Source organism: Kitasatospora sp. NPDC058478, from assembly GCF_042720345.1.
Lineage (GTDB): Bacteria > Actinomycetota > Actinomycetes > Streptomycetales > Streptomycetaceae > Kitasatospora.
In genome coordinates, this window is sequence record NZ_JBHXML010000050.1 from 1 (window position 1) to 13,156 (window position 13,156).

19 protein-coding genes are annotated in these 13,156 nt (G+C 70.4%); 9 read left to right on the plus strand and 10 right to left on the minus strand.

Translation table 11 applies throughout. The annotated features are described in order from the left end of the window. Nucleotides 1-171: 171 nt before the first annotated feature. From ACFWPT_RS25950 to ACFWPT_RS25960, 3 genes are all read left to right on the plus strand, one after another. Nucleotides 172-1,071 (plus strand): S1 family peptidase, encoded by a 900-nt coding sequence (locus tag ACFWPT_RS25950; RefSeq protein WP_380344193.1) that lies wholly within the window; start codon nt 172-174, stop codon nt 1,069-1,071. 147 nt (nt 1,072-1,218) lie between these two features. Further along, a complete protein-coding gene (locus ACFWPT_RS25955; RefSeq protein WP_380484584.1) occupies nt 1,219-2,217 on the plus strand; it encodes an aldo/keto reductase in 999 nt (332 codons plus the stop codon). A gap of 89 nt (nt 2,218-2,306) precedes the next feature. Next, nucleotides 2,307-3,119, plus strand: a complete 813-nt coding sequence (locus ACFWPT_RS25960; RefSeq protein WP_380484586.1) for a DUF4253 domain-containing protein — start codon at nt 2,307-2,309, stop codon at nt 3,117-3,119. 60 nt (nt 3,120-3,179) lie between these two features. Here the strand turns inward: ACFWPT_RS25960 and ACFWPT_RS25965 are convergent, their stop codons facing one another. Both ACFWPT_RS25965 and ACFWPT_RS25970 read right to left on the minus strand, forming a co-directional pair. Then, entirely contained in the window at nt 3,180-4,073 is an 894-nt protein-coding gene (locus tag ACFWPT_RS25965) for a helix-turn-helix transcriptional regulator (protein ID WP_380484588.1), read from the minus strand. A 27-nt stretch (nt 4,074-4,100) separates the two neighbouring features. Beyond that, nucleotides 4,101-4,907 (minus strand): SDR family oxidoreductase, encoded by an 807-nt coding sequence (locus ACFWPT_RS25970; protein ID WP_380484590.1) that lies wholly within the window; start codon nt 4,905-4,907, stop codon nt 4,101-4,103. 441 nt (nt 4,908-5,348) lie between these two features. Here ACFWPT_RS25970 and ACFWPT_RS25975 point away from each other — a divergent pair, with 441 nt between their 5' ends. Together ACFWPT_RS25975 and ACFWPT_RS25980 are read left to right on the plus strand one after the other, a co-directional pair. Next, nucleotides 5,349-5,549, plus strand: coding sequence for a hypothetical protein (locus ACFWPT_RS25975; RefSeq protein WP_380375525.1), 201 nt, complete (start codon nt 5,349-5,351; stop codon nt 5,547-5,549). Nucleotides 5,550-5,670: 121 nt separating this feature from the next. Further along, a complete protein-coding gene (locus tag ACFWPT_RS25980) occupies nt 5,671-6,240 on the plus strand; it encodes a GNAT family N-acetyltransferase (RefSeq protein ID WP_063352875.1) in 570 nt (189 codons plus the stop codon). Nucleotides 6,241-6,306: 66 nt separating this feature from the next. Here ACFWPT_RS25980 and ACFWPT_RS25985 read toward each other — a convergent pair whose 3' ends face one another. Continuing rightward, nucleotides 6,307-6,435 carry a hypothetical protein gene (locus ACFWPT_RS25985; RefSeq protein WP_380344211.1) on the minus strand — a complete coding sequence of 43 codons (129 nt, stop codon included), beginning with the start codon at nt 6,433-6,435 and terminating at the stop codon, nt 6,307-6,309. Between ACFWPT_RS25985 and ACFWPT_RS25990 the strand changes: the two genes are divergently transcribed. Continuing rightward, a complete protein-coding gene (locus ACFWPT_RS25990; protein WP_380484593.1) occupies nt 6,430-6,666 on the plus strand; it encodes a hypothetical protein in 237 nt (78 codons plus the stop codon). The two genes, ACFWPT_RS25985 and ACFWPT_RS25990, sit on opposite strands and share 6 nt — an antisense overlap. A gap of 154 nt (nt 6,667-6,820) precedes the next feature. On the opposite strand, the gene ACFWPT_RS25995 is transcribed toward ACFWPT_RS25990, so the two are convergent. The 6 genes from ACFWPT_RS25995 to ACFWPT_RS26020 form a co-directional block, all read right to left on the minus strand. Next, nucleotides 6,821-7,585, minus strand: coding sequence for a maleylpyruvate isomerase family mycothiol-dependent enzyme (locus ACFWPT_RS25995; protein WP_380484595.1), 765 nt, complete (start codon nt 7,583-7,585; stop codon nt 6,821-6,823). A 253-nt stretch (nt 7,586-7,838) separates the two neighbouring features. Further along, the gene (locus ACFWPT_RS26000; protein WP_380484689.1) at nt 7,839-8,645 is read right to left on the minus strand and encodes a class I SAM-dependent methyltransferase; all 807 of its coding nucleotides are present in this window, start codon (nt 8,643-8,645) and stop codon (nt 7,839-7,841) included. A gap of 353 nt (nt 8,646-8,998) precedes the next feature. After that, on the minus strand, nt 8,999-9,211 hold the full coding sequence (locus ACFWPT_RS26005) for a DUF397 domain-containing protein (protein WP_380484597.1): 213 nt from the start codon (nt 9,209-9,211) through the stop codon (nt 8,999-9,001). 78 nt (nt 9,212-9,289) lie between these two features. Continuing rightward, nucleotides 9,290-9,490: a DUF397 domain-containing protein gene (locus ACFWPT_RS26010; RefSeq protein WP_244293870.1), complete on the minus strand. Its 201-nt coding sequence runs from the start codon at nt 9,488-9,490 to the stop codon at nt 9,290-9,292. A 236-nt stretch (nt 9,491-9,726) separates the two neighbouring features. After that, nucleotides 9,727-9,933: a DUF397 domain-containing protein gene (locus ACFWPT_RS26015; protein WP_380375538.1), complete on the minus strand. Its 207-nt coding sequence runs from the start codon at nt 9,931-9,933 to the stop codon at nt 9,727-9,729. Further along, nucleotides 9,918-10,760: a Scr1 family TA system antitoxin-like transcriptional regulator gene (locus ACFWPT_RS26020; protein WP_380484599.1), complete on the minus strand. Its 843-nt coding sequence runs from the start codon at nt 10,758-10,760 to the stop codon at nt 9,918-9,920. Before ACFWPT_RS26020 ends, ACFWPT_RS26015 begins: the two co-directional genes overlap by 16 nt. 116 nt (nt 10,761-10,876) lie before the next feature. Between ACFWPT_RS26020 and ACFWPT_RS26025 the strand changes: the two genes are divergently transcribed. From ACFWPT_RS26025 to ACFWPT_RS26035, 3 genes are all read left to right on the plus strand, one after another. After that, the gene (locus ACFWPT_RS26025; RefSeq protein WP_380375542.1) at nt 10,877-11,074 is read left to right on the plus strand and encodes a hypothetical protein; all 198 of its coding nucleotides are present in this window, start codon (nt 10,877-10,879) and stop codon (nt 11,072-11,074) included. Between the two features lie 11 nt (nt 11,075-11,085). Next, complete coding sequence (locus ACFWPT_RS26030) at nt 11,086-11,325, plus strand: hypothetical protein (protein ID WP_380375543.1); 240 nt, start codon at nt 11,086-11,088, stop codon at nt 11,323-11,325. A gap of 74 nt (nt 11,326-11,399) precedes the next feature. Further along, nucleotides 11,400-11,873 carry an NUDIX domain-containing protein gene (locus ACFWPT_RS26035; RefSeq protein ID WP_380484601.1) on the plus strand — a complete coding sequence of 158 codons (474 nt, stop codon included), beginning with the start codon at nt 11,400-11,402 and terminating at the stop codon, nt 11,871-11,873. 124 nt (nt 11,874-11,997) lie between these two features. On the opposite strand, the gene ACFWPT_RS26040 is transcribed toward ACFWPT_RS26035, so the two are convergent. Then, nucleotides 11,998-12,951, minus strand: a complete 954-nt coding sequence (locus tag ACFWPT_RS26040) for a hypothetical protein (RefSeq protein ID WP_380484604.1) — start codon at nt 12,949-12,951, stop codon at nt 11,998-12,000. Nucleotides 12,952-13,156: the final 205 nt, after the last annotated feature.

Genomic DNA, 13,156 nt, shown 5'->3' on the forward strand with positions numbered 1-13,156 from the left:
CCTCCCGGCCCGCGCCCGCCTCCCGGCCCGCGCCCGCCTCCCGGCCCGCAGCCAACCCCGCGCCCAGGCCGGCGCAGGCCCCGGGCACCAACGCCCGGCCCGCCGCGACCCCCTGGTAGCCCGCCGCCGGGCCCGGGGGACAGCCCCCGGGCACGGCGGCCCGCTGCCCGGATGTCCCGGACGGGCGCCGCAGGGTTGGCTGGACGCATCCGAACCAACCGATCCGAAAGGCCGTCACCCGTGCTCCTGCGCAAGACCGTCCGCCGCCGCGCCGCCCGCGCCACCGCCGTCGCCGCCCTCGCCGCCGCCCTGGGCGCCACCGCCATGACCGGAAGCGCCCAGGCGATCGTCAACGGCCACGACTCCACCGAGCGCTACCCGTTCATGGCCACGATCCCGATGAGCGCCAAGCAGATAGCCGACGGCACCTGCGGCGCCACACTGATCGACCCCCAGTGGGTCCTCACCGCCGCCCACTGCGTCCAGGGCTACCCGGGCAGCGAGCTGACGCTCGACGGCACCGTGCGCATCGGCAGCGCGCACCGCAAGAGCGGCGGCACCGTCCGGGCCATCACCCGCACCGTCGTCCACCCCGGCTTCAGCTTCGGCGACGGCCAGACCCGCCCCAACTACGACGACCTCGCCCTGGTGCGCCTGGACCGCCCCGTCGCCCAGCGGCCCATCCCCGTCGCCCAGCGACCCGGCCCGCCCGGCACCCCGACCCGGCTGCTCGGCTTCGGCACCGTCCTCGACACCCCCAAGTACGAGGACATGGTCTTCCCGGACCGCCTCCAGGAACTCGACACCCGCCGCGCCGCCGCAGCCGACTGCGCCCCCGGCTTCGCCGGCCCCACCCGCCTGTGCACGACCAGCCCCACCCCGAAGGCCATGGCCTGCTTCGGCGACTCCGGCGGCCCGCAGATCCAGCGCGGCCGCGGCGGCCGCTGGGAGCTCATCGGCACCACATCCGGCCCCGGCGCCCCGGGCGTGCCCTGCTCCGAAGGTCCGGGCCTGTACACCGACGTGCGCGCCTACGCCGACTGGATCCGGGCCACCATCGCCGCCGGCTGACCCGGCTGACCGGCCTTGGCCTGACTGACTGACCGGCCTGGCTGACCGGCGTATCCGGCCGACCGCCCGACCCCGGCGGCCGGATGCGCCGACCGACCCGACGGTAAAGTCCCAGGTGAGCACCGTCGCGCCCGAGGAGACCCCGCCATGCCGACCGACCCCGCCACCGGAGCCGCCACCGACCGCCCGCCGATCGCGCGGTACGGCCTGGGCACCGCAGCCGTCGGCCGGCCCGGCTACATCACCCTCGGCCGCGACGGCGACCTGCCCGCCGAACGCACCGTCGAGGCACTGCGCGACCGCACCCACGCCCTGCTCGACGCCGCCTACGCCGCCGGCGTGCGCTACCTCGACACCGCCCGCTCCTACGGCCGCGCCGAGGAGTTCGTCGCCCAGTGGCTCGCCGAACACCCCCAGGCCGCGGCCGAGGTGACGGTCGGCAGCAAGTGGGGCTACACCTACACGGCCGGCTGGCAGACCACCGGCGTGGCCGCGCACGAGGTCAAGGAGCACTCCACGGCGGTGTTCGACCGCCAGATCCACGAGACCCGCTCCCTGCTGGGCCCGCACCTGGACGTCTACCTGGTCCACTCCGTCACCCCCGACAGCCCCGCCCTGACCGACACCGCCCTGCACGCCCGCCTGGCCGACCTGGCCGGACAGGGCGTGCGGGTCGGCCTGTCCACCAGCGGCCCGGCCCAGGCGGACACCATCCGCGCCGCCCTGGCCGTCACCGTGGACGGCCGCCCGCTGTTCAGCGCCGTCCAGGCCACCTGGAACCTGCTCGAACCCTCCGCCGCCCCCGCCCTGGCCGAAGCCCACGCCGCCGGCTGGCTGGTCGTCGTCAAGGAGGCCATGGCCAACGGCCGCCTCGCCGGGCGCAACGCCACCGGGGACGACACCGCCGCACTGCGCGCCCTCGCCACCCGCACCGGCGCCCCCCTCGACGCCCTCGCCCTGGCCGCGGCCGCCGCCCAGCCCTGGGCCGACCTCGTCCTGTCCGGCGCGGCGACCGTCGACCAGCTCGCCTCCAACCTCACCGCCGCCACCCTGCACCCCACCCCCGACGACCTGGCCGCCCTCGCCGTCCTGGCCGAACCCGCCCCGGCGTACTGGCGCACCCGCGCCGCCCTGCCCTGGGCCTGAACCACCCCCGCCGCACCGAGGGCCCGAACCCCGCCGCCCGACCCCCCTGCCCGAACTCCCTTGTCAGTGACCGCCCCTACGGTGGCCCCATGACCTCGGACCTGTCCCGTCTCCTGCCCGCCACCCTCCCGCCCGGCCGCCTGGTCGGCGGCGAGGACGGGCCGGAGCCGCTGCTGTGGATCAGCGACGCCCCCGCCCCCGCCGGCCTGTGGCAGCAACTCCACCGCGCCCACCCGCAGTCCGGCCTGTGGCCGCTGCTGCTCGTCCCCCTCGGCGACGGCGCCGACTACCGCCCCTGGCTGTCCGGCGAACTCTTCCCGGCCTCCGCCTCCGACCCCACCCTCTACGACCCCGACGCCCTGCTGCGCCGCTGGTGGCAGCAGCTCGGCGGCACCGACGAGGACGCGCCCGAGGGCCCGCTCGACACCGAGGACGCCGCCGAACTCCACGCCGCCCTGGCCCCCTTCGGCCCCGCCTGGCCCGGCACCGCCCCCGCCGTGGCCGTCCCCGACGGCGCCCCCGGCATCGAGGCCCGCGGCCTGGCCGACGTGCTGCTGTCCGTACGGGACGCGCGCCTGGGCCTGGTCGAGGCGGGCAGCGGCGCCGAGGCACTGGCCGCCTGCGGCTGGAGCGGCCCGCTCAACCACGAGGACGACACCGCCAAGATCGCCGCCGTGCTCGCCGACTGGGAGCGCCGCTTCGGCGCCCAGGTCGTCCAAGTCGGCTTCGACACACTGGAGTTGAGCGTCGCCGTCCCGCCCGCCACGCTCGCCGAGGCCCTCCCGCTGGCCGCCGAGCACACCGCCTTCTGCCCCGACCTCGTCTTCCAGGGCACCGGCACCCTGACCGCCTACGCCGAAGGCCTCGTCGCCGCCCACCAGTGGTCGTTCTGGTGGGACTGACCCGGCACCCGTTCCCGCCACCGAGCCCGGGTCCACCGGACCAGAACTGAAGGGGTCGGGCTATCCGTTGTGTGCTTCGAGCTCGGTCGCCGGCGCTTGTTGGGTGGCCGCCCACGACGCCAGGAGCGCCAGATTGTCAGCGGTCGGTGTGCCCGCGGGTGCGGTGTAGACGTTGAGGTGCAGGCCGGGTTCGGCGGGCAGTTCCAGGGACTCGACGTCCAAGTCGAGCCGGCCCACGATCGGATGGCGCACACGCTTGCGGCCGGACCGGTGCAGCCGCACGTCCTGAGATGCCCACCGCTGCCGGAACAGCTCACTGGACGTCGACAGTTCGCCGACCAGGGTGATCAGCTCCTCGTCGTGCGGATCGCGGCCGGCTTCCATGCGCAGCTTCGCGGCCACGCCGCCGGCAATGTGGTCGTAGTCGACAAAGAAATCTCTCGCCGCCTCGGGGTTCAGATAGACGAACCGCGCCGTGTTCGCGGGCCGTCGCGAGTCGGCCAGCACCGGCGAATACAGCGCGCGAGCGAGTCGGTTCATGGCGAGCACGTCGTAGCGGCCGTTACCGATCCAGGCCGGCGCACCGGAGATCGCGTCGAGCACCTGCTGCAGCGTCGAGCGCACCGTCACGGCAGGCCTGCGCCGGCGCGGGCCGCTGGGCGCCGTGGACTGGCGCGCGAGGTGGAACAGGTGGTCGCGCTCGGCCTCGTCGAGTTGCAAGGCAGAAGCCAACGCGTCGAGCACGCCATCGGAGACACCGGCGAGCCTGCCGCGCTCCATGCGCACGTAGTAGTCGACCGATACCCCCGCCAGCAGCGCCACCTCCTCGCGGCGCAGACCCTTGACCCGACGGTTGCCGCCGTAAGCGGGCAGGCCCGCCTGCGCGGGTGCGATGCGGGCGCGACGCGAGCTGAGGAACTCCCGGATCTCGGTGCGCAGATCCATCGTGGCCATCCCCTCACCGTAAGCCGGTCCCGCAGTCTAAGGGGTGCCCGATGCGGTCGTCGCGATGCCGCCGTCCACCGGGATGACGGTGCCCGTGAGGTAGGACCCGGCCCGGCTGGCGAGAAACACGGCGATACCCGCCATGTCGTCGGCGCGGCCGATCCGGCGCAGAGGGGCCGCCGCCGCGATCGTGTCGCCGACGGCATCGAGCGTGGACGCCGTCATCTGCGACGGGAACACTCCCGGTGCCACCGCGTTCACCGTGACGTGCTGCGGGCCCAGCTCCCTGGCAAGCACCCTGGTGAGTTGATGAAGAGCCGCTTTGCTGCTGGCGTACGAGTAGTTGGGCGACTGGGCGACGTGGATGGCGGCGATACTGCCGATGTTGATGATCCGCGCGGGATCATCCGCGGTGCCCGCCCTGCGAAGTGCGGGGAGCAGCGCCTGCACCAGCCAGAACGGCGACTTGAGGTTGAGGTCGATCACCGCGTCCCAGGCCTCGTCCGGAAACGTCTCCAGCGGCTCGCGCCACATCGCCCCCGCGTTGTTGACAAGGATGTCCAGGCGTCCCGAGCCGGCCTCGACAAGATCGGCGAGGCGCTGACACTCGTCGTGCCTGGACAGGTCGGCGGGAATTGCTTGAACGTCGCCGAATTCGGACAGCAGCTGCTGCGCCTCCGCGCACGCGTCTGCCTTGCGCGAGCTGATGACGACACGGGCGCCCGCCTGGAGAAGGCCGCGCGCTATCATCAGCCCGATTCCCCTGGTGCCGCCGGTGACCAGGGCGTACTTCCCGCTCAGATCGAAAAGTTCCGTGTGAGCGGTGAATTGATTGTCCGCCATTGGTCTCCGTCCCTTCTGCCGTGGAAGAACGCGCCGACACGGTCGCGCATTCGGGGCAGCTGAATTGAACTGATGGGGGTGAAGCTGCAGCGTGTGTCCATGGTGACAGGCGTTTTGAACGTCTGGGAGACCCTGGTGATACAGGTACTGCGAGAGCCCCCCTTGCCTGGCGCCGGTGGATGGTTCTTCCAGAAACGAAGAAGTGCCTTGCGACCTGCGATGATGGGGTCCAGGACCACATCAGGACAGGTCGGGGCGGGAGCTCATGGTGCCACTTCCTTCCGGATGCTTGAGGTCCTGGGTTGTGCGGCGCAGCCATCCGCGTAGGTGGATCAGTTGGTGCTGAATTCGCCGGCTCGGATGGCGGTCTGAAAGAGGCTCTGCCCGCGCTTTCGTGAATGATCTTCGAGGCGCTTGCTGCGGATTGAGTAGCCTCTCGCCATGACCGAGATCGAGCCGACCAATCCTCAGACCGAAGCCGACCGTGGGCGCGTGGCACTCTGGCTGGATCCTGGCGATCTGGCCTGGCTGGCTCGGCACTGCTGCTGCCCGGACGACGCGACCGAGGAGGTGAAAGACCGCTGCGGCCGTATCCGCTTCCGCGCGAGCGCCGCGCTGCACAAGAGTGGTCGAACGAGCTGACCACAGCCCTCGCGGCCCACCTGAAGATCATTCACGGAACTGCGGTCAGAACGCCACCCGGTGACAGACGCGGCCCGAAAACTCCCTGGACCGTCCGACCCGTCTCGGCCATGATCCTCACGTGGCCACCTACCTCGAGTCCGAGCGCCTGACCCTCCGCCCCTTCGCCGCCGCCGACGCGGACCTGCTGATCGAGCTGGACAGCGACCCGGCGGTGATGCGCTACCTGAACGGCGGCGCTCCAACCCCGCCAGAGGAGGTCCGCGACCTCGCCATCCCCAGCATCCTCGCCGGCTACGAGCGCTGGAATCATGACCTCGGCCTGTTCGCCGCGCACGAGAAGGACGGCGGCGCGTTCGTCGGCTGGTTCTGCCTGCGTCCGCGGCGCAGCGGCCCGCGTGAGGAGGCCGAACTCGGCTATCGCCTGCGCCAGGCGGCCTGGGGCCGGGGCTACGCCACCGAAGTCTCGCAGGCGCTGTTGGCGAAGGGGTTCGCCGAGCTCGGCATCCGCATGGTCTGGGCCGAGACGATGACCGTGAACCGCCCTTCGCGTAACGTCATGGAGAAGCTCGGGATGACGCTCGCGGAGAACATCCCCACGCCGGACTACATGATGGCGGTCGAGGGTTCCGAGCACGGGGGTGTGCGGTACGAGATCACGAAGGAGCAGTGGGAGCGGCGGCAGGCGTAGGCGGCGAGAGGCGCGGCGCCCGTGGATGTGAAGTCATCGGCCCGCGCGGCCTTGTCTCATCACGCCCTATCGGGCATATCCCCGCAGCATCTTGCCGAACTCGTCGCTGAGCTCGTCCCTGCCTGCGAGGCGCAGCAGGAGTCTGCGCTGCGGGAGCGGCGCGGCGGCGACCGCCGCCCCGGCGTCAAGGTGCATGTCGACGAGGGCTACCGGGGCCTCGCCAACCAGTTCCCACGCCAGGTCACCGCCCCACCCCGCAAGCCGAAGAAGGACGCGACCCTCGGCGAGCAGCACGCCTGGCGGCACGAACGCCGAGCGCAGTCCTCCAACCGGATCTGCGTGGAACACGCCAACGCCGAGTACAAGCAGTTGCGCAGCGCTACACCGGCCGCCGCGAATACTTCGCCGAGACCCAAGCCGCCATAGCCGGTCTGGTCTCCGACCGGTCAGCCCGCCGGGCCACCCGCAAGACGAGCAAAGAACTCGTCCTCGCCGCCGACGCCCGCCCGACGTCCTGCTGATCAATCCCAGGCGGATTGCTCAGCCGAGCCTGCCCGGATTCTTATCGCTCCCCAAGCCGTCAGCCCCCGTTCTGCAGCTGCTGGAGCAGGTCGGCGTCGCCCTCCATTCGCAGCGAGCCGTTCGGGATGCGCATGTACATGAGCAGGGCCATCTCGCTCGCCGTGCCGTAGATGGCGGCGGTGGGCTTGCTCTCGGCGGCCTCCGCCGCGGTGAGGCGGGTGAAGCGGGAACCGGCGGCGTCCACCGTCTGGCGCCAGGAGCCGGCCTCGGCTGCGTGGTAGTCCATGGTGGCGGGCTCGTGCGGCCACGGGACGGTGACGGTGCAGACGGTGGCGAGGAACTCCTCGATGGCGTCGACCGCCTCGGTCGTCGGCAGCTCCTGCGGCGTACCGGAGGCCAGCTGGGCGTCGTAGGTGTGGATCAGCGACTCGTGGACGCGGCGGCGGGCCACGGCGGCCCCCGTGTGCGGCGAGGCCAGCGGCTCCCACCAGGCCCAGCAGGCCCGGTCCGGGCCGGCCTCGCGCAGAGCGGCAAGCAGCTGCTCCGTCGAGTCGGCCAGCCAGGCTATGAGGGCCTCGCGCTCCCTGGGCGCCGCCAGCCCGTCCTTGCTCGGCCGCTCGTCGCCCGGCGCGGTGTTCAGCACGATGTAGGCCCAGAAGCGGTCCCCCTCACTGAGGTGGTTCGCCAGGTCGTACAGCGTCCAGCCCGGGCAGGACGGGACGTCGGCGTCGAGGCTGGGGGCAGTGGCGACGGCGGCGCGGAACGCGGCGGACCGCTCGTCGATCATCTGCAGCAGGGTGGGGAAGGAGAATTGCTCGGTCACGCAGACCTTGTATCACCCGGACCGGAACTCTCGCACTCGATTTAAGGCCCCAAAATGAGATGTCCTCTTAACTCCACTGCCAGCATGGCCAATTCACGACAACCTGATACGCGATGCCATCAGTACACCTTGGGCAGCCTGAAGTTCTAACCTGGTTCGGTGTTCGAGGGCGCCGGGCCGGGCCGGCCGGGTTGCGGAAGTGCAAGGGCTGCGGGATCCGACTGAGGTCGGAAGGTTTGGCCGGGGTGGCACTTCAGCGTGCGGTGACCCAGTACGCCGCGAGCGGGCGGTTGCCGTGCGGTGCGGCGACGGCCCGCAGGACGTCGCTCTGGCTGAGGACGAGTTGCCGTACCGGTTCGGGCAGCGCGGCCAACCGTTCTCCTCCGGTGATCAGGTCGAGACAGGCGGCGATCTCCCAGTCCGCGTCCTGGAGTGCGTCGGTGTCGACCGGCCCGTCGCCGTCCGCTGTCCAGCCCGCCTCGGGCAGGAGCCGCAGCAGCGCCTCGCGGGAGAAGGACGTGCGGATGTTGCCCTCGCCGTGTGAGCCTGCAGCCTCGATCTGGCCCTGGATCAATACTGCGAGCAGGTGCGCGAGCTGGTCGCCGCAGGAGGGCGTCAGGTCCCACTCGGTGAACCACAGCCGCCGTGTCCAGGGCCGCACCCGGGCCAGCGTGTCGCGCAGCTGCCCGAGCGAGGCGAAGTACCAGGAGCAGTGGGTGAGCACGACGTGGTCGAAGGTGTCGGAGGGGAAGTCGACCGACGGGTCGCGGACATCCGTGCTGAAGCGGAAGTCGATGCGCGGCCCGACCGGGCTCGCCGCGATCCGGGCCGCCGATTCCCCGAGCGTGACCGGCGCCCCGTAGGTCGGATCGGCGACATCGACGGCCACCACGCGTCCCTGGGGTCCGACAGCCTCCGCGAGGACGGCGGTCATATCGCCCTGCCCGCAACCCAGTTCGAGGACGGTGGATCCGGGCTCGATGTCCCAGCTCTCCACGAGTGAAGCGCGGTGGCGTGTCTGTGTCAGCTGAGCATCCGGGCTGTGGTCGGCAGCGGCCATGGTCTTCACGAGCAACGGAATCCTGGCGTGGAGATCGAAGTGCTTCACACAATCCTCAGTGGCTATTCGGCGAACCGGTGAGGACGAGGGTACGAGACGCCCCTTGGCGGCGCCTGCGATTTCTCGCTCAAGTCCTGCTCACGACAACAGCAGATCCGATCAGACCTCAGTGAGAATCGGTCTACCTTCGGTGAGCGGGGACAGCGGCCGACGAGCGGCAACACCCACTGCAGCCTCGACGAGTTCACCGCTCCGTGCTCCTTCTTCCCATGCAAGCGAAGGGCTGCCGGATCCAGAGCGAGAGTGTCAGGTGCCGCCGCCCCGAGCCGGGTCGGCGGCACCATCGAGCAGCATCAGTTGGTGCCGAACTCGCCTGCGCGGACGGCGGTGACGAAGGACTGCCAGGCGTCGGCGGAGAAGACGAGGGCCGGGCCGTGAGGGTCCTTGGAGTCGCGCACGGGCATGACGCTCGGGAAGCCGGGCGCGACCTCGACGCACTGACCCCCGTCGGAGCTGTGGGAGGACTTGACCCAGTGGGCAGAGGACAGGTCGGGGCGGAAGCTCATGGTGCCAGTCCTTCCGGATGCTTGGGGTCCTGGGTTGTGCGGCGCAGCCATCGCGGATGGCTGCGCCGCGCAGGTGGATCAGTTGGTGCTGAACTCCCCGGCTCGGATGGCGGTGATGAATGCCTGCCAAGCGGTTGGTGGGAAGTTGAGGCGGGGGCCGTCGGGGTCCTTGCTGTCCCGCACGCGACCTGGCTGGGCATCGTCCACCTCAATGCACATGCCGCCGTCGTTGTTGCTGTGGCTACTCTTCCGCCATCTCTCCTGGTTCCCTGCTGGCACGACCGAACTCCTGTGAGATACGCCTGATCATCGCCCTGGAGCACCGGGGCGACAGGGCCATGGCCCTGAGGAGAGCATGACCTGCGGCGAGCGGCAACACTCTCTGCATCCTCGATGAGTTCACCGCTCCGTGCTCCTTCTTCCCACTTCCCATGCAAGCGAAGGGCTGCCGGATCCAGAGCGACACCGTCAGGCGCCGCCGCCCCGGCCCGGGTCGGCGGCGCCATCGAGCAGTATCAGTTGGTGCCGAATTCTCCCGTGCGGACGGCGGTGACGAAGGCCTGCCAGGCGTCGGCGGGGAAGAGGAGGGTCGGACCGTTCGGATCCTTGGAATCGCGGACCGGCATCACGCCGATGAATCCGTCGGCGACCTCCACGCACGTGCCGCCGCTACCGCTGTATGAGCTCTTCCTCCAGCCGGTGTCAGTCAGGTCGACATCCATTCAAAGTCCCTCCGTACCGCGCGGATCATGGCCACTGAGTCGGCCTGGCTCATGGCTTCGACTACGAGCCGATCGTAGTCGTCGACCAGCGCGGCAATCGTCTCAGTATCTCGATCGATGTAGCCTCGCTGCTCGATCTCGCCGTAAGAGAGCATTTTGCGTCCTGGCATGGTAAGGAGGTGCACCAGGCGCGTGAACGGCCTGTCCTCGCCTAGCGAGTACGGTGCCACCTGGATGATGATGTTGGGCTGCTTGGCGAGATGTTCGAGGTGGAGCAACTGCTCGATCATGGTGTCGCGGCCGCCAATGGGCCGCCTGAGGCAGCTCTCGTCCATCACCGCGTGCAGAAGTGGTGGCGGGGTGCGGGCGTGGATGTTTTGTCGGGCGAGCAGGAATTCGATTCGCTCCTGGGCCTGTTCTGGTGTGACGGTTCCTCGTCGGAGATTGCCCTGCTCCCAAGCGGTTGCATATGCCCGGGTCTGTAGCAGCCCTGGAATCACGTTGATTTCGAAGAGCTTGATCTTCTCTGCGCGGGCCTCGTAGTTCGCGTACTCGGGGAAGCCCGGCACCAAAGCTGTGTGGCGGAGCTGCCAGTACATCAGCAGCAGGGTCCCGCCCGTCTGCAGGATCTCATCGTCCTTGGTAGCAAACTTCTCACTCGGCGGGCGCTGCGCAAGTTCGACGAACGAGACGTAGGACGGGTGGACACCGATCCTGCGCGCGAGCTGTTCCTGCTTGAGGCCCATCGCCATGCGTGACCTGCGGAGTTGGATCCCGAAGGCGGCCCATGGAGATGACTTCGGGTCAATTTCCTTGATGTTCACCATGGCCGCTCCAACTCTCCGTGCTGTCGAGGTCAAGTCGTCTACCGCTTCCGATGCTAGGTGACGCCGGGCCACCATGTGCACAGAACGTGAAACATTGATTGCGGAAGGTTATTCCCATGGCCGATGCCCAAGTTCCCCGCCTCCACGGCTACGGCGTGCGTTGGGACACCGGGGCCCGCCTCTACCGGGTCCGCAACGAGCTCACCCGGGAGTGGTTGCGCCAACCGGACGGTGAGCTCAGCGGGTTCAGGTCCTTCTCCGACGCCTGGAGCGCCTGGCGCGTCTTCGAGGTCCACAAGCGGCCGGGGGAGTGAGCGTGTCCTCGATGCTCTCCCGCGTGACCGTCGACCAGCGGCGGCAGGCGGCCGACGTCCTGGACGACCTGACGGCCGTCCTTGCCCTGGGCGGCGTCACGCTGCCGTCCGTCGAAGTCGACTGGGAGCACGGCCGGTTGACCGGGTGCTACCTGGTGAATCTGGGCTCGGCCAGCCCGTCTGCGCTCCTGCGGGTCGTCGACCTGCTCCGCAAGGGGCTGCGCTACGAGCGCCTGACGCATGACGGCTGAACTCCTCGTCCGCCTCCTGTGGTTGGCGGGCTTCTCCCTCACGCTCTTCGCCGCTCTCAGGAAGTGAACTCCCGATGCAAGACCCCCGTCTGCTCGCCAAGCCGCCGGTGTGCCGGCTCGGCTGCCTCGTCCTCGTGCGCAACCCGCGCGGCGACGTTCTCCTCGTCGACCCGGACTACATGGACGGGCTGATCCTGCCCGGTGGCGCCGCGAAGCCGAACGAGCCCCCGCACCTCGCCGCCGCCCGCAACCTGCACGCCGAGACCGGCCTCAACCTCCGTCTCGCCGACGTCCTCGCGGTCGACTTCACCCCCGCCGACCGCTACCTGGAACGCCTCAACCTGGTCTTCGACGGCGGCACCGTCACCGAGCGCGCCGCCGCCCACCTCACCGTCCCACCGCAGCACCGGAGCGGCCTGTTCGGCGCCCGCTTCGTCCCCGTCCGCCAACTCCACGACGTCATGGCGCCCTCCCAAGCCGCCCGTGCCACCGAGGCGTTGGCGGGCCGCGCGCTGCCCGTCCTCCTCCACGGACAGCGCGCGACCTGAGGACCGCCGCCGGGTTGGGGTGGTCAGTGCTCACATCGGCCCAGGCGGTGACGCGTTCGGCACTTCGGCAATGAGAAGGGGCGGGCGCCAGGATCGGCGCCCGCCCTCCCTCGTCCGGGTGCGGTCAGCTCCAGGGGTTGGCCGGCTGGTCGGTGATGGCGGTCCAGAAGCGGGTGCCGGCGGGCAGGGTGCCGTTGGCCCACAGGCCCCAGCCGTTGGCGTCGTGGAACTCGGCCATCCGGAAGCCGGTGCCGAAGTAGCCGGCGCAGAGCTGGTCGGCGGCGGCCCGGCTGGAGAGCTGGCTGCCGGAGGTGGGGATGGTGGCCTTCACCTCGCCGCCGGCCCAGCTGTGGTAGCCGCTGGTGGGGACGCCGGCGGGGGCGGGGCGGCCGTCCTGCTTGAGGCACAGCACGGGCAGCTGCGCGGTGGCGGGGGTGTCGCCGCTGTACGCATTGCTGCTGTTGTCGTTGCCGACGTGCACGACGTTGTCGGCGCGCTGCTCAAGGGTGGCCCAGGTCATGCCGTTGTGGGTGGCGACGCCGCCGAACAGGGCCACGTAGGTGCTGCGGTAGATGTCCCACTCCTGGTACCCGCCGTCGTTGCAGTCGAACATGTAGAGCCGCCAGCCGCCGCTGCCGATCCTGTGCTCGGTGTTGTCCAGGCATTGGGAGTTGGAGATGTTCTGCAGCCGCACCCCGAACAGGTCGTACCTCGACGTGCTGTCGGCCGCGGTCCACGGCGTGACCCGCCACATCTGCGAGGTGGCGTTGGCGACGCACTCGGCGCTGGAGGGGGTGTAGTCGGCGGTCAGGCAGTAGCGCTGGTCGTTGGTGTTGTTGAGGGTGTAGACGCTCGGCAGGCCCGAGACGGGCTTGAACACCCACTGGCCCGGGCCGTCGGACGGCGCGCAGGGACGCAGGTGCGTGCCCGTCAGTACGCCGTCGGGACAGCGCTCGGACTTCTGGTTGAACAGGACCGTCGAGGGGGTGTCGGCCGAGGCCGAGCCGCCCGGGACCAGCACCAGGCCGGTCAGGGCCAGCGCGATGCCGAGGACGATACGCCGGACTAGCGAACGCACAGAGCTCTCCAAGAAGGGGAGACGACGAGGGGCGGCGGCCGGTCCGGAGGGCCCCCCGGGCCACCCGGTCCGTCCGCCGCCGCCAGCGTGTCAGCGTCCGATCAACCGCCGGTATCCCAGCTTTCTGGGGGGTCGTCCGACACCCCGCCTGGTCAGGGGCGCGGCCAGGGGCGGCCCGGGCTACGTACCCCCTACCGATCCGCGA